This window comes from Tatumella terrea (assembly GCF_039523755.1).
Lineage (GTDB): Bacteria > Pseudomonadota > Gammaproteobacteria > Enterobacterales > Enterobacteriaceae > Tatumella > Tatumella terrea.
Genome location: NZ_BAAAFX010000020.1, coordinates 1 through 20,884, shown reverse-complemented (window position 1 = coordinate 20,884; position 20,884 = coordinate 1). Strand labels below are relative to the sequence as shown.

Genomic DNA, 20,884 nt, shown 5'->3' with positions numbered 1-20,884 from the left:
TATGCTTTATATACTCCATTTTTTGTTAGCCATTGTTGTCATTTTTTCTCTGGCACTACTTTTCAGTAACGATCGTAAAAAAATCCGGCCACGGATAATACTTCAGCTAATGGTTATTGAAGCGGCTCTATCCTATTTCCTGCTTCATTCATCGGGTGGGACGATATTAGTTTCTGGTATTTCTGATTTTTTTGAAACTATTCTCAGGTTTGCTGCTCAGGGAACAGATTTTGTCTTTGGCGGTATGGCAAATCAGGGCCTGGCCTTTGTGTTCCTCGGGGTACTCTGTCCTATCGTTTTTGTCTCAGCACTGATTGGTATTCTGCAACACTGGCGGATCCTGCCACTGTTTATCCGGGTTATCGGCACCGCATTATCTAAAGTCAACGGCATGGGCAAACTGGAGTCTTTCAATGCCGTCAGCACCCTGATCTTTGGGCAATCGGAGAACTTTATTGCTTACAAAGGTATCCTGGGTGATCTGTCACCACGTCGTATGTACACCATGGCAGCCACAGCAATGTCGACCGTATCGCTTTCGATTGTCGGCGCGTATATGTCGATGATTGATGCCAGATATGTTGTCGCCGCCTTAATACTGAACATGTTCAGTGCCTTTATTGTACTATCCATTATTAACCCGCTGAGTCATGCTGAAGATCAGCAACCTATCGCGCTGGAAAAGCTACACGAAGATCAGACCTTCTTCGAAATGCTGGGTGAATATATTCTGGCTGGCTTTAAAGTGGCGATGATCATAACCGCAATGCTTATCGGTTTTATTGCACTGATTTCTGCGGTGAATGCTATCTGCAGCAGCCTGTTTGGCTATAGCTTTCAGCAATTGCTGGGTTATGTGTTTTATCCGTTTGCGTGGCTGATTGGTATCCCGGCCAGTGATGCATTGCATGCAGGAAGTATTATGGCAACCAAGCTGGTCTCCAGTGAGTTTGTTGCGATGATTGACCTGAAAAAGATCGCTGCTGATTTTACCCCTCGCGGGCTGGGTATTCTGTCCGTCTTCCTGGTGTCATTTTCTAACTTCGCTTCGATCGGTATCGTTGCCGGTACGATTAAAGGTCTGAACGAGAAGCAAGGGAATGTTGTGTCACGTTTCGGCTGGAAGCTGGTCTACGGATCAACGCTGGTCAGTCTGCTTTCGGCGGCATTTGCCGGACTGTTTTTATAAAACGGATGACAGAAACTATGGGCGGAGAAGATTTCTCCGCCCCGGGAATCAGAAATCAACGCAGACGTTATTATCAACACGCATGACAGATTCCTGTTCAAATCTCTGCTTATAGATTTGACGTAATTGCTCAATCTTCTGATCATTCTCTTTATCAGCAGAATGGATCAGCATCAGAGCTTTACTGTTCTCTCTCGCCAGATGTCCATCATCCCCCAGCCATTGCCCTTTCGCGTTATAGACAGAGAGACCATCTTTAAAGCGTGGCGTGACATCATTATCGATAAATGCCTGCCAGGCTTTTTCCGGAATATTACTGCCGTGAGCGCGGCTGAGACCAAACCATAAGGTCGTCTGAACCTGCACAGAACCATGCACACACGGATTTTTGACCACTTCCGGTGATACTGTCGGTGGTAATGGTGCCGGATGCGGGACGTTGTGAGCTTGCTGACACCCTGCCAGTAATGCAGCCATAGCCAGACTGTAAATCATCTGTTTTTTCATTATTTTCTTCCTGTAAGTAAACTCCGCCAACATAGTAAAGCCTTTTATGAAAAACCGATATGCCGATTGTTACGGGATACCTCTGTGCACCCCCTTCCCCGGCCGTTATAATCGCTCCATCACTTCATCAACATGAGTACCCGCTATGATCCGCAGTATGACCGCCTACGCACGCAGTGAAATCAAAGGTGACTGGGGCAGTGCCACCTGGGAACTACGCTCGGTAAATCAGCGCTATCTGGAAACGTATATGCGTCTTCCGGAGCAATTCCGCAGCCTGGAGCCAATGATCCGTGAACGTATACGTCATCGTCTGACGCGCGGAAAAATTGAATGCGCACTGCGTTTTGATGCCAGCCAGAGTGCGCAGTCTGAGCTGATGCTTAACGAAGGCCTGGCCCGACAGCTTATACAGTCAGCTAACTGGGTTAAGCTGCAGACGGATGAAGGCAGTATCAATCCGCTGGATATTTTGCGTTGGCCGGGCGTTATGGCTGCTGCAGAGCAGGATCTGGATGCTATCAATCAGCAACTGATGGAAGCGCTGGAAGTGGCTCTGGACGATTTCATCACTGCCCGTGAGGCCGAAGGTAAAGCATTACAGACGATGATTGAACAGCGTCTGGAAGGCGTTTCTCAGCAGGTCATTAATGTCCGCGCCCGCATGCCTGAAGTACTGAAATGGCAGCGCGAACGGCTGACCACTAAACTGGAAGAGGCCGATGTTCAGCTGGAAAATAACCGGCTGGAGCAGGAACTGGTGATGATGGCACAGCGTATTGATGTGGCAGAAGAACTGGACCGTCTCGAAGCCCACGTGAAAGAAACTTATAACATCCTGAAGAAGAAAGAAGCGGTGGGTCGTCGCCTGGACTTTATGATGCAGGAATTTAACAGGGAATCGAATACACTGGCATCGAAATCAATCAATGCCGATATCACTGCCTCAGCCATTGAGTTAAAGGTACTGATTGAGCAAATGCGCGAACAGATCCAGAATATCGAGTAAGCACTCAGGGCAGATCACCCCCCGCATAAAAACCCCAAACCCCGCCGTCTGTCGGGGTTTGGGGTTATCACTCGCTATCACAAAGACACATCAAAGCGCACACTGGCGGTGTGATGTATGTTGGGTACATGCTTTTGGACCACCCTCTATCAGATATTCTGAATAACAAAGCGAACGGATATTCATAGCGGGGCATGAATAAAGACCAATGAGCGTTTTGAAGGCCGCGCAGACAGTAACGAACTGTCTTTGAGATCTATCGCCTGCAGGCCAGATGACTGGCTGGAGGTTCGGGGACAAGTTCACAGGAAAATCCTGCCCCATGATAATCGGCTTACACACCGGAATCTGACTCTCCAAAGCCCACGAGATCGCAAAAGAATTGTTCGTACGGATGTCACTGAGCGATGATATTGCCGGAGCAGGCAGGAAAGCAAAACCGAATCACTGGCGAAGATGGAAACGGAGAAAAAACCAATGCGCGTTTCTGAAATGTTATATGACGTTGAGCGCCAGAGACTCATGCGGTTCCCCACACGATATACTCCGCCTCCGCATCGGCAAGGACATTAATCCCCGGAGAGAATATCCGCCCGGACGACGTCAAAGCCATACGATCTGCCCGCACGCATCACCCCAGGTTTACTTCATTTTTAACTGACAACATTCACAGCGGATCAGGCAGGAATCTGATTTTTCCCCGGGCACTGGCACTTCCCTGCTGCCCGGCGTACTCTGCACACAGAGACTGCTTTTTAGCCAGTACGATCTAAGGAACAGATCATGATAAATGCATTGCAACTCCCCTGTACCCTTTTCAGGACGCAGAAGCGAATGGATGACTACAGTGCCAGCGATATGCGCTGTGGAGAGTTAACCGAAACCCAATTAAGAACATCCCTACCGCAAGCATCCCTGCAAAAAGGACCATGCACTTTATTGATGCCATCGCTTAAAGTTGAATAAATATAATTAATTTATAGTATCAGGATCACAAACAATTTCTGAATACATATACTTGATCTTACCGGTGTGCTTTTTTATTGGAGTTTTAAATTTAGTGAAATATTTATATTAAAAGGACTTTTATATGCCACTATTGAAATTACCGTGTACTATTTATCAGACACAACACAGGTTTAATGATAACAGTACTGACGATATGCGTTACGGGGATCTTACTGAAACGCAACTGAGAGGAAGCTTCGACCTGGATGACGTGTCTGACATCGTCAACCCCTGGACCGGGCAGGAAGTGTCAATATTCAATACATTCATAAAATCCCGACTTAAATCTAAATCAGAAATAGTTGATCTTCTTTTCAACGAATTTCTTCGTCTGTCAATGCCAGCCTATTATTTAGGCCGACACCAATTATTTAAAAATATCGTTAATCACTTTTATCGAGGCAGAGGAAATGATTACTCCAGCCCTTTTCTTGACAGTGCTTATAAAGAGCTAATCATAAGTGGTCAATCGTCAGCATTTTCTTCTCTTAACATAATTAAATCTTCATTAGATAGATTAATAATCACCGAACAAAGAAGCTTTTCTGATATTGAAAAGAATTTAATGACTCAAGCCATTAGAAAATAAATACTGCCGAAATTCAACCGCTGGGCTGACTGTATCAATGGGTTAGGTATATCTATACATGATATTTACGCAACAAAAATACAAATAACGGAATTAAAGATAACCAATAATTCTTATATTACAAAAGTAAAGTTCACTGCACAAGACCATTTCGGCCTTGACAGAACTGATATTATGAACAGAAAGTTTCATTATATCCGGGCATTCCGCATATGGTTCATCCTTCAACGGTGGGAGAAGTTTGGTTTTCAACCATTTTTCACCAACATGAAAGCGGAATTTCAAATAAATAGTCAGAGGAATACATGAGAATAAAAATAATAATTTTTTTTATTGCTGCATTGGTAATAGTACTGTTTGTTTATATGAATTTCTTTCATGTACCCAAAGTGCTTGCCATTCATGGTACAGATGATATCAAAGAAGTATTAATTAAAAACATACCTTTTACTGACAGTGAAAAGATAAAATGGTGGGAGAGTAATAGTGAAAAGTTTTTTAATAAATCACAGGTATATTCCGTATCACTTTGGCGTTTCGACGGAACATATCTAAAACTGGCACCTAAAGATTCTGGATTATTCCCCGATCACGACACAGATTACTTGCTATGCTTTGATGATGTTAAGAGTGATAAAAGCTGCATAGATAAATCAAACTGGATCATGGACATTACGAAATCGAAAGATGGCTATACTTATTATCAACTGGGCGGAAGATCTTATTATCTCAAACCTTCAGGAGAATTGATGAAAGGAGAAAAATTTAAAACAAAAATAAAATAAAAATTCATCAGGGATAATGGTAGCACTTTTTCTATATCCGGGCACGAAGTATATTGCATAGTAAAACTATTGATTATTGATAACCAAAAACTCACATTCAGAATGTGGTCCTTTTTCAGCGGACTGATTCTTCCAGGATGACGATTTCACGTCCTGGATATAATGTGTCTTTTCATGCCGGTCGACCTCATTAGCTGAAAGGAAGAAAAGCCTGAGACTCTGTCTTACACAGGTGTTGAATATATTTTTACCTGACTAATACGCTTACCGATCAGGCAGGAATCTGATTTTCCCCCGGGGCGCTGGCACTTCCCCGCTGCCCGGCGTACTCTGCATCTGGTGGCTACTTTTTAGCCAGCACGATCTAAGGAACAGATCATGATAAATGCACTGCAACTCCCCTGTACCCTTTTCAGGACGCAGAAGCGAATGGATGACTACAGTGCCAGCGATATGCGCTGTGGAGAGTTAACCGAAACCCAATTAAGAACATACTACGGCCTGGAGTATATCTCTGATCAGGTGGATCCCTGGACGCTGACCCGGCGCTTTTCCATGGATCGACCTCAGTCCATGTTCTGCTGTCATCTGCGTGGCCAGGGTAAAAAGATCACCCGACAGCAGTGTGCCGCCATCCTGTTTGATGAATTCCGCTTTCTATCCCGACAGTTCTCTTTTTACGGTCCCTACCGTCATCTGATTGAAAAGATGATCACCCATATGCAGACTGGCAACGGTACCCCCTTCAGGGACATCGCCCTGAACAGGGCGCTAACGGAGCAAATTATCAGGGATAACTCAAAGGAAAATAGTACGCGATTGTTATTGGAAGAAGGATTAAAAAAATATATCGACTGGGATAGGGAGTATTACCCGGCCCATCAAAAAAATGAACTACCAAAAGCCATCCTTGAAGGACGATTACCTAAATTTAACAGGTTTCAGGATAATTTTAATGGCATGGGTATTACCATTCATGACACCTCGGCAACAGACATCACCCTGAGATCACTGCAGATTCATAATGAACGTTACCGGGCCGTAGTGCATTACAGAGTACAGGATCATTTCGGCCTCGACAGCGACGATATACGGAAAACAAAATTCAGTCAGTTCCATTTCTTCCGTATCTGGTTTGTGCTCCAGCATTACATACAGTTTGGGTTCAGACCATTTATGACCAATATGGAAGCCACTATAGAGATTAACGGAGGCCGTAGTGAAAGTTAACTATCAGGTAAGTCTTTTCACGCTTTCATTCTTCGCCTGCCTGCTATCAGCCAGCGTAATCTGGCTGTCACTGCGTACGGTAGAAATCGTCGCTGTACACGAAAATGGTAATCATAGTTATATTTTAGTGAAAGATTTCCCTTTTACCGATAAAGGGAGAATAAATTGGTGGCAGAAAAATAAGCAGATGATTAAAAACAGCTATGGAGTCCCCCGGCCTGATACTGATGGTTTTTTTACTGTTATCTTCTGGGATTTTGGTGATGGGTATAAAGAAGAAGGTAAATATGACAGACTCTGTTTCGATGATATGAACCCACCTGCCAATTGTATAGAAAAGAATAAAGTTTTTACTGTCAACTACGGCAGGAATATGGGCCTGTATTTTACCACTAATAATAAAAGGTATCTTATTAACCAAGACGGTAACATCATAAAAATGAAAGACAATTAAACCGCTCTGCCTGTTGCAGTGTCAGCGATATAGTGACTCGTTCCGCCGAAAAATGTCAAAGGCATCCAGAAGTAACAAAATAACAGAATGTATTCTCCGTTAATTCACAGACAGACGGCTGGCCTGAAATGTGAACAAAGGCACTCCGGGTAAAGCCTGTATGCTGTATACGCTTCCGCGCCCCCCTGACGTCTTAAGAGCCACGGTATATGCCCGCACAGCATCATCCTGTTTGACTTCATATTTAACTGACGATAATCCCTGCGGATCAGGCAGGAATCTGATTTTTCCCCCGGGCTCTGGCACTTCCCTGCTGCCCGGCGTACTCTGCACACAGAGACTGCTTTTTAGCCAGTACGATCTAAGGAACAGATCATGATGAATGCACTGCAACTCCCCTGTACCCTTTTCAGGACACAGAAGCGAATGGATGACTACAGTGCCAGCGATATGCGCTGTGGAGAGTTAACCGAAACCCAATTAAGAACATACTACGGCCTGGAGTATATTTCTGATCAGGTGGATCCCTGGACGCTGACCCGGCGTTCTTCCATGGATCGTCCTCAGTCCATGTTCTGCTGTCATCTGCGTGGCCAGGGTAAAAAGATCACCCGACAGCAGTGTGCCGCCATCCTGTTTGATGAATTCCGCTTTCTATCCCGACAGTTCTCTTTCTACGGTCCCTACCGTCATCTGATTGAAAAGATGATCACTCATATGCAGACTGGCAACGGTACTCCCTTCCGGGATATGGCCCTGGACAGGGCGCTAACGGAGCAAATTATCAGGGATAACTCAAAGGAAAATAGTACGCGATTATTACTGGAAGAAGGATTAAAAAAATATATCGACTGGGATAAAAAATATTACCCGTCAGAGGGAAAGCAAAAATTAGTTGATTCGATCCTGTATGGAAAACTACCTAAATTCATCAAATTTCGCGATAATTTTAACGGCATGGGTATTACTATCCATGATACCCGGGCAACGCATATTACCATAAAATCACTGAATATTGATGATGACCGTTTCCGTGCAGTGGTACATTATAAAGTACAGGATCATTTTGGCCTAGACAGCGACGATATACTAAAAACACAATTTAACCAATTCCATCTATTCCGTATCTGGTTTGTACTCCAGCATTACATGCAGTTTGGGTTCAGACCATTTATGACCAATATGGAAGCCACTATAGAGATTAACGGGGGACGTAGTGGAAGCTAATATGAAGAAAATACTGCTAATTATTTTTACTACAGTGGCTGCCCTGATAAGCTATCTTGTATGGCTGACCTGTCGTCCGGTGGAAATTATTGCGGTACATAAGAAAGATAATTACAGCTCGGTTTTAGTCAATGATTTCCCTTTTACTGATAAAGGGAGAATAAATTGGTGGCAGAAAAATAAGCAGATGCTTAAAAACAGCTATGGAGTCCCCCGTCCTGATACTGATGGTTTTTTTACTGTTATCTTCTGGGATTTTGGTGATGGGTATAAAGAAGAAGGTAAATATGACAGACTCTGCTTCGATGATATGAACCCACCTGCCAATTGTATAGAAAAGAATAAAGTTTTTACTGTCAACTACGGCAGGAATATGGGCCTGTATTTTACCACTAATAATAAAAGGTATCTTATTAACCAAGACGGTAACATCATAAAAATGAAAGACGATTAAACCGCTCTTCCTGTTGCAGTGTCAGCGATATAGTGACTCGTTCCGCCGAAAAAAGTCAAAGGCATCCTGAAGTAACAAAATAACAGAATGTATTCTCCGTCAATTCACAGACAGACGGCTGGCCTGAAATGTGAACAAAGGCACTCCGGGGAAATACTGTATGCTGTATACGCTTCTGCGCCCCCCCTGACGACTTATGAGCCACGGTATATGCCCACACAGCATCATCCTGTTTGACTTCTTATTTAAGGGACGATAATCCCTGCGAGTCAGGCAGGAATCTGATTTCCCCCCGGGCGCTGGCACTTCCCTGCTGCCCGGCGTACTCTGCACACAGAGACTGCTTTTTAGCCAGTACGATCTAAGGAACAGATCATGATAAATGCACTGCAACTCCCCTGTACCCTTTTCAGGACGCAGAAGCGCAGGGATGACTACAGTGCCAGCGATATGCGCTGTGGAGAGTTAACCGAAACCCAATTAAGAACATACTACGGCCTGGAGTATATTTCTGATCAGGTGGATCCCTGGACGCTGACACGGCGTTCTTCCATAGATCGACCTCAGTCCATGTTCTGCTGTCATCTGCGTGGCCCGGGTAAAAAGATCACCCGACAGCAGTGTGCCGCCATCCTGTTTGATGAATTCCGCTTTCTATCCCGACAGTTCTCTTTTTACGGTCCCTACCGTCATCTGATTGAAAAGATGATCACCCATATGCAGACTGGCAACGGTACCCCCTTCAGGGATATAGCCCTGAACAGGGCGCTAACGGAGCAAATTATCAGGGACTCTTCGGAGAAGAACAGCACGCGCATCCTGTTATTGAAAGCCTTAAGAACAGGCATCAATTGGGAAAAAATGTATCTTCCGGCAGTAAACCAGGACAAATTGAGAAAAAGTATTATTGAGGGGCGATTACCAAAATTTAACAGGTTTGGAGACAACTTTAACGGCATGGGGGTTACCATTCATGATACCCGGGCAACCCATATCACCCTGAGATCACTGCAGATTCATAATGACCGTTACCGGGCCGTAGTACATTACAGGGTACAGGATCATTTAGGCCTCGACAGCGACGATATACGGAAAAAAAAATTCAGTCAGTTCCATTTCTTTCGTATCTGGTTTGTACTCCAGCATTACATGCAGTTTGGCTTCAGGCCATTTATGACCAACATGGAAGCCACTGTCGAAATCACCGGAGTTCGTCATGAGAGCTAATATCAAAAATATTCTGTTAGTTCTTTTAATTACTGTAGGTACTTTGACAGGTTATATTATCTGGCTCAACTTACGCCCGGTAGAAATTATTGCAATTCATAATGATGGTAACTATAGCTCAATACTTGTAAAAAACTTTCCTATTACAGATAGAGGAAAAACAGACTGGTGGTTGAAGAATAAAGATATAATAAAAAGTCGCTATAACATTCCAAAACCTGCTACTTATGGTGGTTATGATGTGACTTTTTGGAATTTTGGTGAGGGATATAAAGAAGATAAATATGACAGACTCTGTTTCGAGGATATGCAGACAAAAATCAACTGCATCGATAAAGAACCTGTATTTACTATAAAAAGGTTTAACTATGAAAGAGAGATATTTATCACTTATGAAGGGCGATATAAATTGAATGATAAAGGAAAATTAATGAAATTCCGGCGTGAATAGAACTACCCTTCTACGCCTAAGCAGAAAAAAAATCCTGATATCCTCGTCGAAAAATTAAAACCCACTTACCGGATATCATAGTTTTGATGCCTGTTAATGCACTCCGGAAATTCATACCTCTCTGTAGGACAGGAATCTGATTTCCCCCCGGGCGCTGGCACTTCCCTGCTACCCGAAGTACTCTGCATACAGAGACTGGTTTTTAGCCAGTACGATCTAAGGAACAGATCATGATAAATGCATTGCAACTCCCCTGTACCCTTTTCAGGACGCAGAAGCGAATGGATGACTACAGTGCCAGCGATATGCGCTGTGGAGAGTTAACCGAAACCCAATTAAGAACATACTACGGCCTGGAGTATATTTCTGATCAGGTGGATCCCTGGACGCTGACCCGGCGTTCTTCCATGGATCGTCCTCAGTCCATGTTCTGCTGTCATCTGCGGGGACAGGGTAAAAAGCTCACCCACCAGCAGTGTACCGCCATCCTGTTTGATGAATTCCGCTCTCTATCCCGACAGTTCTCTTTCTACGGCCCCTATCGTCATCTGATTGAAAAGATGATCCCCCATATGCAGGCTGGCAACGGTACCCCCTTCAGGGACATCGCCCTGAACAGGGCATTGAAAGAACAGATTCTCAATGACATGACTGATAAGAGTACATTTTTCCGAATAAAAGAAGTAATTAAAAACTATATTAATTGGGAAAAAAACACCTTCCCGATAGAAAAAAAAGGCGAATTTCGTAAAACGATATCTGGTAGTAAACTACCTAAATTCGATAGGTTTCAGGATAATTTTAATGGCATGGGGGTTACCATTCATGATACCCGGGCAACAGACATCACCCTGAGATCACTGCAGATTCATAATGACCGTTACCGGGCCGTAGTGCATTACAGGGTACAGGATCATTTCGGCCTCGACAGCGACGATATACGGAAAACAAAATTCAGTCAGTTCCATTTCTTTCGTATCTGGTTTGTGCTCCAGCATTACACTCAATTCGGCTTCAGGCCATTTATAACCAACATGGAAGCCACTGTCGAAATTTCCGGGGGGCGTAATGAAAGCTAAAAATAAAAATCTTCTTTTTACATTATTCACAATGAGTTGCATCCTGATGGGTTATTTTTTCTTGTTTCCGTTACGTACTACAGAAGTGGTTGCCGTCCATGAAGATGGAGAATTCAGCTCTGTCCTGGTAAAAAACTTCCCGTTTACAGATCGGGGAAAAATAGACTGGTGGATTAAAAAAAACCTTGAACTGAAAGAAAAATATAATATCCCGAAACCTGACAGTGATGGATTTTCCTCGATAGTTTTTTGGGATTTTGGCGATGGTTACAAAGAGGAAGGAAAATATGACAGGCGCTGCTTTACTGATATGAAGCCCCCCATAAATTGTATTGATAAAAACTCTCTGATGATTGTGAGGAATTTTAATAAAAAAATAACTTTTATCTCTCTGGAGAGCGGAACCTACCGGATATACAAAACAGGAAAAATAGTAAAAAATAAATCAGAGTAGCTCCTTCCTGCCTCAAAGAAGAAAGCACTACATTTACCGGAACAGCTAAAAAACGACCAATATGGAAGCCACTGTAGAGATCAACGGAGGCCGTAGTGAAAGCCAATCTTAAAAAAAAACTTATAATCCTTATTATCGCTAGCGCTATCCTGATGGGATATTTATTTTGGATGAACTTACGCCCGCTAGAAATTATTGCAGTACATAATGATGGTAACTATAGCTCTGTACTGGTAAAAAACTTCCCGATGACAGACAAGGGGAAAATAGACTGGTGGTTAAAAAATAAAGAAAGGTTAAAAACTCTTTATGATATCCCAAAACCTGCCACGTATGGGAGTTTTACGGTTATCATTTGGTTGTTTGGAGAAGGTTATAAAGAAGAAGAAAAATATGACAGACTTTGTTTTAATGATATGTCGCCTCCTGTAAACTGCATTGAAAAGAATCGCGTTTTTTCAATCAGTTCTGGTAAAAACAGGGTTACTATATTTACAGTAAGTGATGGTGAATATATCATGAAAGATAGTAGTAAAGTTATGAAAATTAAAAATGAGTAACTTTGTATGAGAATAGAAACAATCGTAATTCACGGATGATATAGTAAAAATATACTGAATAAATTCAGTCAGTTCCATTTCTTCCGTATCTGGTTTGTGCTCCAGCATTACATACAGTTTGGGTTCAGACCATTTATGACCAATATGGAAGCCACTATAGAGATTAACGGGGGACGAGATGGTAGTTAATCTAAAAAAAATTATTTTTTTTCCAGGTATGATCATCTGCGCGTTAACTGGCTACTTTTTTTGGTTAGCTTCACGACCGGTAAATATTATCGCTGTCCATCAGGAGGATAATTTTAGCGAGATTTTAGTAAAAAACTTCCCATTTACCGATAAAGGAAAGATAAATTGGTGGCTGGAAAATAAAGACTCATTAAAAATAAAATATAACATCCCCTCACCTTCATCCTCTGGTAATTTTTATGTGAATTTTTGGGATTTTGGCGAAGGATATAAAGAACTAGGGAAGTATGATCGCCGCTGCTTTAATGAAATGAATACCCTTAAAAACTGCATCGATAAAAATGCCGTTTTTTCTGTCGAAAACACCAGGAACAAAGAAATTATTTTTACCGTCTACGATGGAAGATATCTGATGAAAAAAGACGGTAACATCCTAAAGCTGAAAGACGATTAAGCCGCTCCCCATCGTATGCCCATAACTCTGAATTATCCGATCGGCGGCAAGCCTGCTACCGGAGTAAGCAAGATACAATCATTGTGATTTCCGGCTATTTAGACTCCATAAGGACGCCACAACAGAGACCCCCCGGAAATACGCATCCTGACCTTAGCGTAAAATACCCTATGTCCTGTAAATACCGGATCAGATAATGGCTCATGCCGTCAGGGCTGGCATGAGCCTCTCGGTCTGTTAGTGGGCCTGTTCCCAGTTATCACCAATGCCGATATCCACCTGCAGAGGTACATCAAGCTTCAGACTGCTTTCCATAATCTCCCGGATTTTCCCGGTAGCGATCTCAATTAATGACGTATCAATTTCAAAAACCAGTTCATCGTGGACCTGCATAATCATTTTAATTTTTGCCGGGTCCTGTGACTTCAGCCACTCATCGACGCCAATCATAGCTCGCTTGATGATGTCAGCTGCGGTCCCCTGCATTGGCGCATTAATCGCCGCACGTTCAGCCGCTTTACGTCGGATAGCATTCCCTGAATTGATATCAGGCAGATACAGTCTCCGCCCTTCCAGGGTTTCCACATACCCTTTTTCAGCAGCACTCTGCCGGGTAGATTCCATATAGCGTAATACGCCCGGGTAGCGTTCAAAGTACAGGTCCATATACTTTTTCGCCTCACCCGGAGCAATATTTAACTGCCGTGAAAGGCCAAAAGAACTCATCCCGTAAATCAGACCAAAGTTGATCGCTTTCGCACTCCGCCGTTGTTCTGCACTGACATTTTCCACTGTGGTTCCGAAGACCTCTGCCGCGGTCGCTTTGTGAATATCTTCACCCTGCGCGAATGCATTCAGTAAACCGCTATCCTGTGACAAATGAGCCATGATCCTCAGTTCAATCTGAGAATAGTCAGCCGCCAGAATTTTCTGTCCCTGAGACGCGATAAAGGCATGACGAATACGTCGTCCTTCCTCATTACGTACAGGGATATTTTGCAGGTTCGGATCCGTCGATGACAGACGCCCGGTCGCAGTAACCGCCTGATGATAAGAGGTATGTACGCGCCCCGTCAGCGGATTAATCATCTGCGGTAACTTATCGGTATAGGTTGTCTTCAGTTTAGAGAGTCCGCGGTGCTCCAGAATAACTTTCGGTAAAGGATAATCCAGTGCCAGTTCTGCTAAGACTTCTTCACTGGTTGACGGTGCACCACCCGGTGTTTTTTTCGTCGGTTTAATCCCCTGTTTTTCAAAAAGGATTGTCTGTAACTGTTTGGGTGATGACAGGTTAAAGGCTTCACCGGCCAGTTCATGGGCTTTCTGTTCCAGCTCAGCCAGGCGTGCGGTCAGCTGCCGTGAGTGCTCTGCCAGCAGGGCCGGATCAATAAGTACACCATTACGCTCTACCCTGGATAATACCGGAACCAGCGGGATCTCAATCCCGTTTAATACTTTCAGTGGACCTGGTTCTTTTTCCAGTAATGGCCAGAACTTCAGGTGCAATTGCAGGGTGACATCAGCATCTTCCGCCGCATAAACACTGGCTTGTTCCAACGCAATCTGGTTAAAGGTCAGCTGTTTTTTACCTTTACCGGCAATTTCTTCAAACGTTACCGTTTTATGGTTTAGCCAGCGCTGGGCCAGGCTATCCATATCATGCTTACCGGCAACACTGTTCAGAATGTAGGACTCAAGCATGGTATCGAAATGAAGACCCCGTAGCTCAATATCATAGTTCTTCAGCACACCACGATCGTATTTCAGGTTCTGACCAACTTTACTGCGGCTTTCATCCTCCAGCAGCCCTTTCAGCCTCGCTAAAACATATTTGCGATCAAGCTGGGCTGGCGCATCGAGATAATCATGGGCCACAGGCAGGTAAGCCGCTTCACCCGGGGCGACAGCAAAAGAAAGCCCGATGATATTGGCCGATAATGTATCCAGGGAATCTGTTTCCAGATCGAAGGCAAACAGTTCACAGTTATTCAGTTTTTCCAGCCAGAGCTCGAAGGTCTGCTCATCCAGGATAGTGGCATAATTTTCCGGAGAAAGTGTCGATTCGACAGGCGCAGGAGTGGCTTCGGGAATCTGTTCTGCCACTTTTTTAGCCGGCTTTTTGTCATCCAGCCAGCGGCCATCATCGACTTCACTGATCCAGCGCTTAAACTCATAATGGCTGAACAGAGAGAGCAGGGCCTTATTATCCGGCGGATTAACGGCAAGCTCCTCACAGCCGGGGATCTCTGCGACATCCGTTTTAATGGTCGCCAGCTGATATGACAGAAACGCAACATCCTTATTCTGTTCCAGTTTAGCAGCCATTGTTTTTGCACCACGGAAGGAAAGGCTGGCGACTTTTTCGAGGTTATCATAGATGGTCGCCATGCTTCCTAATCCCTGAAGCAACGCCTGTGCCGTTTTTTCACCCACTCCGGGTACGCCCGGAATGTTATCTGAAGAATCTCCCATCAAGGCGAGATAGTCGATGATCAATTCCGGAGGAATACCGTATTTCCCGGCCACTTCATCAGGGCCGAGGATAGTATTATTCATGGTATTAATCAGGGTGATATTAGGCGTAACCAGCTGTGCCATATCTTTATCACCGGTACTGATAAGGACAGGACGTCCCTGTTTATCGGCTTCGCGGGCCAGGGTTCCGATAACATCATCCGCCTCTACCCCGGAGATCACCAGCACCGGCCATCCCATCGCTTTAACCATTTGGTGTAATGGCTCTATCTGTGCGCGGAGATCATCAGGCATCGGGGGACGATGAGACTTATAATCTTCGAACAGCTCATCACGAAATGTTTTGCCTTTGGCGTCAAAAACCACAGCCGCGTGGCTTGGTTTATATTGAAGTAACAGGCTTTTCAGCATGTTCAGAACACCGTACATTGCACCCGTTGGTTCACCGGCACTGTTCGTCAACGGGGGGAATGCATGATATGCACGGTAGAGGTAAGAAGATCCATCTACCAGAATCAGGGGGTTTTCTGCAATTTGAGCCATAGGTTGCTATTTCTTCTTCGCTGTTGGTAATAACTAAGGATGCCACATCACTGGCAGAATGTTGAACGGAAGCGCACACGGACATCGAAATTTATTTATCCACCCGCCAGATCGCGCCGATCTGTCTGTGGATAACTTTGTGCGTAAATTTTAACGCCGATCCGGGATTATAATCACACTCCGGGAGAATTATAAAAAAAATCATTAAAATCATAATGATAAAGTTTTTGATAATCGATCGTTATCGTTATGCTGCTATATGTATTTTGTGGATATTCGTTATCACAAGTGGTTTTTAGCACTGATTATATTAAAAAAAACGCCGCTTTCGCGGCGCTGTATTCTGATAACAGACCGTTATTTCGCTACCAGATATTTGACGACATTCACATAGTCGGCAACGAAATTATTCATGGAGCTGGTATCCAGACCGGCATTGTTCACCTGGTACTTACCATCAACAAATACAGAAGGAACACCACTGATATTAAAGTCGCTGGCTGCTTTTTCCTGCTGGCTGACTAATGCTTTAACAGCAAAGCTATTCCAGGCCGAATCATACTCTTCGGAAGAAATTCCCGCTGCTTTGATAAAGACCGCTTTCAGTGACGCCGGGTCAACGATAGTCTGGGTTTTCTGTAAACCATCAAAGATAGGGTCAACGACTTTATCTTCTACACCTAACGCCATTGCCACTGCCCAGGCATGGGTTACCACCGGTGCAAAATCCCCCCCCAGGAAATCAACATGGTAGCGGGTAAATTTCACATCTTTAGGCAAGCTATCAATGATCGCCTGGTTGATACGATAGGTACGTTCAAAATCGTAGCAATGGGGGCAAAAGAACGAGAAGAACTCAACCACTTTCGGCGCGCCATTAACGCTTTTATCCAGAGTGATATATTGTTTTCCCTCAGAAATTGAGGATGCTGATGCGGCAGCACTGAAGACCAGCATAATACCCACTAACGCGAACCAGATCTTTTTCATTGTATAAACTACTCCAGGTAACGTAATCAAAATTGCGAATGTAACGGCGAAACGGGCTGATGGAGTAACTTTTCCTGTTCAGAGAAAATAACCACCTGCCTGCGCCAGAAATCGTCTTCTGCCATCCAGGGAAAAGCCCTCGGAAAGGCAGGATCCTGCCAGCGCTTCAGGATCCACGCTAAATAATAAACCATGCGCATGACACGTAAAGGCTCAATCAGTTTCAATTCATTAACATCAAAGTCGCTGAATTCTGAGTAAGCCTCTAACAGGATATCCCACTGAATAGCTTGTTCCTGGCGATCACCATTCACCAGCATCCATAAGTCCTGTACCGCAGGACCACTACGGGCATCATCAAAATCAACAAAACACGGCCCGTCACGCCACAGTATATTTCCAGGGTGACAATCACCATGTAAGCGTAATGGTACGCTGATATCATACCAGACCTGCTTCAGCGTGATACCCAGCCTCTCAAGAACTGAGAGTAATTGCTCTTTTATCGCCGGTGAAATCAGGGGGGAAGCTGCGACTATCTCACAGGGTTCTGTAAAGTATTCCTGTAATCCGATGACCGGTCGATGACTAAATGTTCCCTGCCGGCTTATCTGATGGAGTCTGCCCAGTCTGCGGCCGACAGCTTCCAGCTGGTCATAGTTATCCGTTTCATACTCTCTGCCCCCCACACCAGGAAAGACAGCAAACCAGAAACCATGCGCATGGTGCAGGGTCTTGCCTTCTAAAGAAAGGGGCGCGACAACAGGAACATCACCGGCTGCGAGTTCCAGCGTTAACTGATGCTCTTCAAGTAATTGGTGTTCATTCCAGCGGTGCGGACGATAAAATTTTGCGACATAGCGCTTTTTATCTTCATCACTGAATTGCCATACCCTGTTTTCATAACTGTTCAGGGCGGTGAGACCGGAGTCTACCCGAATCCCGGTATCCCAGAGGACATCCAGAATGATTTCCGGATCGAGTGTTTTAAAATTGAAAGCCGCATCGCTCATAAGTATTTATATCGCTATCTTCTGACCTGGCCCAAGAATAGCATTATCTGAAGAACTTAGTCTTTAATAACACCCCGGGCTTTCAGCAGCGCCGTTTTGAAGTCCTCCTCATAATCTTTTTTCAATCCAGGAATAGCTTCCGTTTTATCGGCCTGCCTCAGTTTTAAATGATAGATCAGTACATCATCCGGAAGTGACGAGAGCTCCCCCCGGTATCCTGATTCACCGGCAAGCTGCTCTAAAAACTGCAACAGATTGAGATCCGGTTCTGCCCTCCAGGCCGGTAACAATAAGTCCAGTACTTCGGTCAGGCGTTTATCTTTCATCGTAAAGCTCCCGGGAAGGTTATAATTAACCCTTAAACTATCAGGGTTATCTCCACATGAAAAGCGAGGTTATATGGAGAATATTACCGGTGTCATTCTTGCCGGCGGAGCCGCAAGACGTATGGGGGGAAAAGATAAAGGGCTGCTAATATTTAAACGGCAACCGCTGTTTATGCATGTGGTGAATCGCTTTGCACCGCAGGTGTCTGCGCTGCTGATCAGCGCTAACAGGCATCAGGATATCTATGCTCAGTCCGGATACCCGTGTATCGCTGATACCTTAAACGGTTTTCAGGGCCCTCTGGCCGGGATGTTAAGCGGACTTGCTCAATCAGAAAATGAATGGGTCGCTTTTTCGTCCTGTGATTCCCCCTGCATTCCTCTGCATTTTGTCAGGGATTTATGGCTGGGTAAGGGTAATGACGCTGCCTGCTGGCTCCGTTCTTCACAACGGGACCATCCGGTCTTTTGCCTGCTGAACCGTCAGCTACTGCCATCATTACAAGCTTACCTCGATTCCGGAGAACGACGGGTCTTACAATTCCTGCGTCAGCATGGAAAGAGTGTGTCGGTTGAATATCCTGAGCAGGCTTTTGTGAATATCAACACGGAACAGGAACTGAAAGCATTTGAGGAAATACGATGAGTTTACCAATACTGGGTATCTCGGCCGGGAGCGGAACAGGTAAAACTACGCTACTGAAAAAGCTGATCCCGCTGTTACAGCAACAGGGGATTCGTCCGGGGCTGATAAAACATACACATCATCAGATGGATATTGATTATCCCGGTAAGGACAGTTATGAGCTTCGTAAAGCCGGCGCCGGTCAGGTGATGGTGGCGAGTCGGGAACGTTGGGCGCTTATGAGTGAAACTCCGCAGGATCCTCCTGAATTAACGGAGCTGGCGCGGCATATGTCACAGGAAACTCTGGATATTATTCTGGTAGAAGGGTTCAGACAGGAACCTATCCCCAAACTTGTGCTCTGGCGTAACGGATGTACAGGCACCCCGCATGCGTTAATCGATGAATATACCCTTGCCCTGGTCAGCGATACCCCGACAGACGGACTACCCGTTAACTGGCTTAATATTAATCAGCCGGCATTGATTGCGGAATTTATTGGTCAGTGGTGGTGTAGCCAGCGTGAGGAGACACGGGAAAACCAGAATAAAAGATAATTGATCGCAGCTGTCCGGCATTTTTACGGCTGATGACAGCTTTATGCCGTGATCACAGAGGGACGGATAACGCTTTTAACATTCTTCATTTATCGGGTTGAGTCTTATCTGCACGGGTCACCGTACTGAACAGAGCCGGATAAAACCTGAACAGGCAGTACAGCGTGTCTGCACTACCTTCCTCGTTTCCATAGTGCTTTTAAATTTCCTGCAACCTGCCGGATATTACCTGTTTCACGCCACCGGAACGTAAAAGGCCGCCCTTCAGGGCGTAGTAAGCCTTCACAGAGACTTTTCTCCCCGCTTATTAGCGCCGGTTTCCTTATCACTGCAGCAGGAATTACCGTTCTGCACAGTATTCTGCCGTCTGGGTCAGGACTCCGGCGATCTTACCGGGCCTTCTGTGCCCCTGTTTCCCGGCCCGGAACGCAAAAAGGCCGCCCTGACGGGCGGCCTCTGCCTCTGCCTTTTCTTTCTCTTCCCTGCCAGCTTTAGGGGAAAACCTTCTATCTCCCGGTTTGACTGGCCTTTCACCCCCAGCCACAGGTCATCCGCTCATTTATCAGTGCCGGTTTTTCCTTATTACTGCAGCAGGAATTACAATTCCGGACAGTACTCTACCGCCTGAGTCAGGGCGGCGGCGCTCTTACCGGGCCTTCTGTGCCCCTGTTTCCCGGCCCGGAACGCAAAAAGGCCACCCGTCAGGGCGGCCTCTGCCTTTTCTTTCTCTTCCCTGCCAGCTTTCGGGGAAAACCTGCTATCTCCCGGTTTGACTGGCCTTTCACCCGCAGCCACAGGTCATCCGCTCATTTATCAGTGCGGGTTTTTCCTTATTACTGCAGCAGGAATTACCGTTCTGCACAGTATTCTGCCGTCTGAGTCAGGGCGGCGATCTTACGGAGCCTTCTGTGCCCGTTTTACCGGCCCGGAATGCAAAAAGGCCGCCCGTCAGGGCGGCCTCTGCCTTTTCTCACCGCCGGCACCGGAGGTTTCCCTTCCTGCACCGCAGTTACGCTGAAGTATTCTGTTCTGCCGTACCGCAGGCGGGCCTTCCGTACGGACTTTCCTGATAATGCGCCATAACAAAAAGGCCATCCGTGAGGATGGCCTGTCTGTTTTATTGGATGCCTGGCAGTTCCCTACTCTCGCATGGGGAGACCCCACACTACCATCGGCGCTACGGCGTTTCACTTCTGAGTTCGGCATGGGGTCAGGTGGGACCACCGCGCTCTTGCCGCCAGGCAAATCTTGGTGCGGAAATGAATCTTTTTCGTTCATACGGCGTTGGTTTCCCTTACGCTGTTCAGTCACATACTCATGTATGCTCCTTCTCATCGCGCGGTTACCGCCTTGTCTGAACGTAAAATCTTTCATTCCCACTAAATTATTAAATTAGCAATCCGGAACTTCGCTGAAAATTCTTTGCGTCTCTGCAAAACGCCTCTGGCGTTGTAAGGTTAAGCCTCACGGGTCATTAGTACCGGTTAGC

The 20,884-nt window shown here is 45.3% G+C and carries 21 protein-coding genes, 1 rRNA gene and 2 pseudogenes; 18 read left to right on the top strand and 6 right to left on the bottom strand.

What is annotated here, in order from left to right:
- The first annotated feature begins 1 nt into the window (after window position 1).
- Window positions 2-1,189 (top strand): NupC/NupG family nucleoside CNT transporter, encoded by a 1,188-nt coding sequence (locus ABD035_RS15330; RefSeq protein ID WP_343871052.1) that lies wholly within the window; start codon window positions 2-4, stop codon window positions 1,187-1,189.
- Between the two features lie 48 nt (window positions 1,190-1,237).
- Here ABD035_RS15330 and ABD035_RS15325 read toward each other — a convergent pair whose 3' ends face one another.
- Entirely contained in the window at window positions 1,238-1,696 is a 459-nt protein-coding gene (locus ABD035_RS15325; RefSeq protein ID WP_343871051.1) for a DUF3574 domain-containing protein, read from the bottom strand.
- A gap of 145 nt (window positions 1,697-1,841) precedes the next feature.
- Between ABD035_RS15325 and ABD035_RS15320 the strand changes: the two genes are divergently transcribed.
- From ABD035_RS15320 to ABD035_RS15250, 15 genes and pseudogenes are all read left to right on the top strand, one after another.
- The gene (locus tag ABD035_RS15320; protein WP_212714506.1) at window positions 1,842-2,705 is read left to right on the top strand and encodes a YicC/YloC family endoribonuclease; all 864 of its coding nucleotides are present in this window, start codon (window positions 1,842-1,844) and stop codon (window positions 2,703-2,705) included.
- Window positions 2,706-3,488: 783 nt separating this feature from the next.
- Window positions 3,489-3,671 carry a DUF3289 family protein gene (locus ABD035_RS15315; protein ID WP_343871049.1) on the top strand — a complete coding sequence of 61 codons (183 nt, stop codon included), beginning with the start codon at window positions 3,489-3,491 and terminating at the stop codon, window positions 3,669-3,671.
- Between the two features lie 124 nt (window positions 3,672-3,795).
- Window positions 3,796-4,611 (top strand): annotated as a pseudogene (locus ABD035_RS15310) (DUF3289 family protein).
- Window positions 4,608-5,087 carry a DUF943 family protein gene (locus ABD035_RS15305; protein ID WP_343871048.1) on the top strand — a complete coding sequence of 160 codons (480 nt, stop codon included), beginning with the start codon at window positions 4,608-4,610 and terminating at the stop codon, window positions 5,085-5,087. Before ABD035_RS15310 ends, ABD035_RS15305 begins: the two are co-directional and overlap by 4 nt.
- A 381-nt stretch (window positions 5,088-5,468) precedes the next feature.
- Window positions 5,469-6,317: a YPO3983 family protein gene (locus tag ABD035_RS15300; RefSeq protein ID WP_343871091.1), complete on the top strand. Its 849-nt coding sequence runs from the start codon at window positions 5,469-5,471 to the stop codon at window positions 6,315-6,317.
- Entirely contained in the window at window positions 6,307-6,771 is a 465-nt protein-coding gene (locus tag ABD035_RS15295) for a DUF943 family protein (RefSeq protein ID WP_343871047.1), read from the top strand. The genes ABD035_RS15300 and ABD035_RS15295 overlap by 11 nt, the downstream gene beginning before the upstream one ends.
- Before the next feature lie 378 nt (window positions 6,772-7,149).
- Window positions 7,150-7,998, top strand: coding sequence for a YPO3983 family protein (locus ABD035_RS15290; RefSeq protein ID WP_343871090.1), 849 nt, complete (start codon window positions 7,150-7,152; stop codon window positions 7,996-7,998).
- Window positions 7,988-8,452 (top strand): DUF943 family protein, encoded by a 465-nt coding sequence (locus ABD035_RS15285; RefSeq protein ID WP_371813183.1) that lies wholly within the window; start codon window positions 7,988-7,990, stop codon window positions 8,450-8,452. The genes ABD035_RS15290 and ABD035_RS15285 overlap by 11 nt, the downstream gene beginning before the upstream one ends.
- 375 nt (window positions 8,453-8,827) lie before the next feature.
- On the top strand, window positions 8,828-9,679 hold the full coding sequence (locus ABD035_RS15280; RefSeq protein WP_343871046.1) for a YPO3983 family protein: 852 nt from the start codon (window positions 8,828-8,830) through the stop codon (window positions 9,677-9,679).
- Entirely contained in the window at window positions 9,669-10,130 is a 462-nt protein-coding gene (locus ABD035_RS15275; protein WP_343871045.1) for a DUF943 family protein, read from the top strand. Before ABD035_RS15280 ends, ABD035_RS15275 begins: the two co-directional genes overlap by 11 nt.
- 230 nt (window positions 10,131-10,360) lie before the next feature.
- Window positions 10,361-11,209 (top strand): YPO3983 family protein, encoded by an 849-nt coding sequence (locus ABD035_RS15270; RefSeq protein ID WP_343871044.1) that lies wholly within the window; start codon window positions 10,361-10,363, stop codon window positions 11,207-11,209.
- Window positions 11,199-11,663 (top strand): DUF943 family protein, encoded by a 465-nt coding sequence (locus ABD035_RS15265; RefSeq protein WP_343871043.1) that lies wholly within the window; start codon window positions 11,199-11,201, stop codon window positions 11,661-11,663. The genes ABD035_RS15270 and ABD035_RS15265 overlap by 11 nt, the downstream gene beginning before the upstream one ends.
- A 95-nt stretch (window positions 11,664-11,758) precedes the next feature.
- A complete protein-coding gene (locus ABD035_RS15260; RefSeq protein ID WP_343871042.1) occupies window positions 11,759-12,223 on the top strand; it encodes a DUF943 family protein in 465 nt (154 codons plus the stop codon).
- Window positions 12,224-12,283: 60 nt separating this feature from the next.
- Window positions 12,284-12,412 (top strand): annotated as a pseudogene (locus tag ABD035_RS15255) (DUF3289 family protein); the annotation flags it as partial.
- Window positions 12,402-12,866 (top strand): DUF943 family protein, encoded by a 465-nt coding sequence (locus tag ABD035_RS15250; RefSeq protein WP_343871041.1) that lies wholly within the window; start codon window positions 12,402-12,404, stop codon window positions 12,864-12,866. The pseudogene ABD035_RS15255 and the gene ABD035_RS15250, both read left to right, overlap by 11 nt.
- 237 nt (window positions 12,867-13,103) lie before the next feature.
- Here the strand turns inward: ABD035_RS15250 and polA are convergent, their stop codons facing one another.
- From polA to ABD035_RS15230, 4 genes are all read right to left on the bottom strand, one after another.
- Window positions 13,104-15,884 carry a DNA polymerase I gene (gene polA, locus ABD035_RS15245; RefSeq protein ID WP_343871038.1) on the bottom strand — a complete coding sequence of 927 codons (2,781 nt, stop codon included), beginning with the start codon at window positions 15,882-15,884 and terminating at the stop codon, window positions 13,104-13,106.
- A 357-nt stretch (window positions 15,885-16,241) separates the two neighbouring features.
- Window positions 16,242-16,874, bottom strand: coding sequence for a thiol:disulfide interchange protein DsbA (dsbA, locus tag ABD035_RS15240; RefSeq protein WP_212715269.1), 633 nt, complete (start codon window positions 16,872-16,874; stop codon window positions 16,242-16,244).
- A gap of 26 nt (window positions 16,875-16,900) precedes the next feature.
- Window positions 16,901-17,887 (bottom strand): serine/threonine protein kinase, encoded by a 987-nt coding sequence (locus ABD035_RS15235; protein WP_343871037.1) that lies wholly within the window; start codon window positions 17,885-17,887, stop codon window positions 16,901-16,903.
- 56 nt (window positions 17,888-17,943) lie between these two features.
- Window positions 17,944-18,213, bottom strand: coding sequence for a YihD family protein (locus ABD035_RS15230; RefSeq protein ID WP_212715267.1), 270 nt, complete (start codon window positions 18,211-18,213; stop codon window positions 17,944-17,946).
- Between the two features lie 73 nt (window positions 18,214-18,286).
- Between ABD035_RS15230 and mobA the strand changes: the two genes are divergently transcribed.
- Window positions 18,287-18,859, top strand: coding sequence for a molybdenum cofactor guanylyltransferase MobA (mobA, locus tag ABD035_RS15225; protein ID WP_212715266.1), 573 nt, complete (start codon window positions 18,287-18,289; stop codon window positions 18,857-18,859).
- Window positions 18,856-19,395, top strand: a complete 540-nt coding sequence (gene mobB / locus ABD035_RS15220; RefSeq protein ID WP_212715265.1) for a molybdopterin-guanine dinucleotide biosynthesis protein MobB — start codon at window positions 18,856-18,858, stop codon at window positions 19,393-19,395. The genes mobA and mobB overlap by 4 nt, the downstream gene beginning before the upstream one ends.
- Before the next feature lie 1,126 nt (window positions 19,396-20,521).
- Here mobB and rrf read toward each other — a convergent pair.
- Window positions 20,522-20,637: ribosomal RNA gene (gene rrf, locus ABD035_RS15215) — 5S ribosomal RNA — on the bottom strand.
- Window positions 20,638-20,884 lie beyond the last annotated feature (247 nt).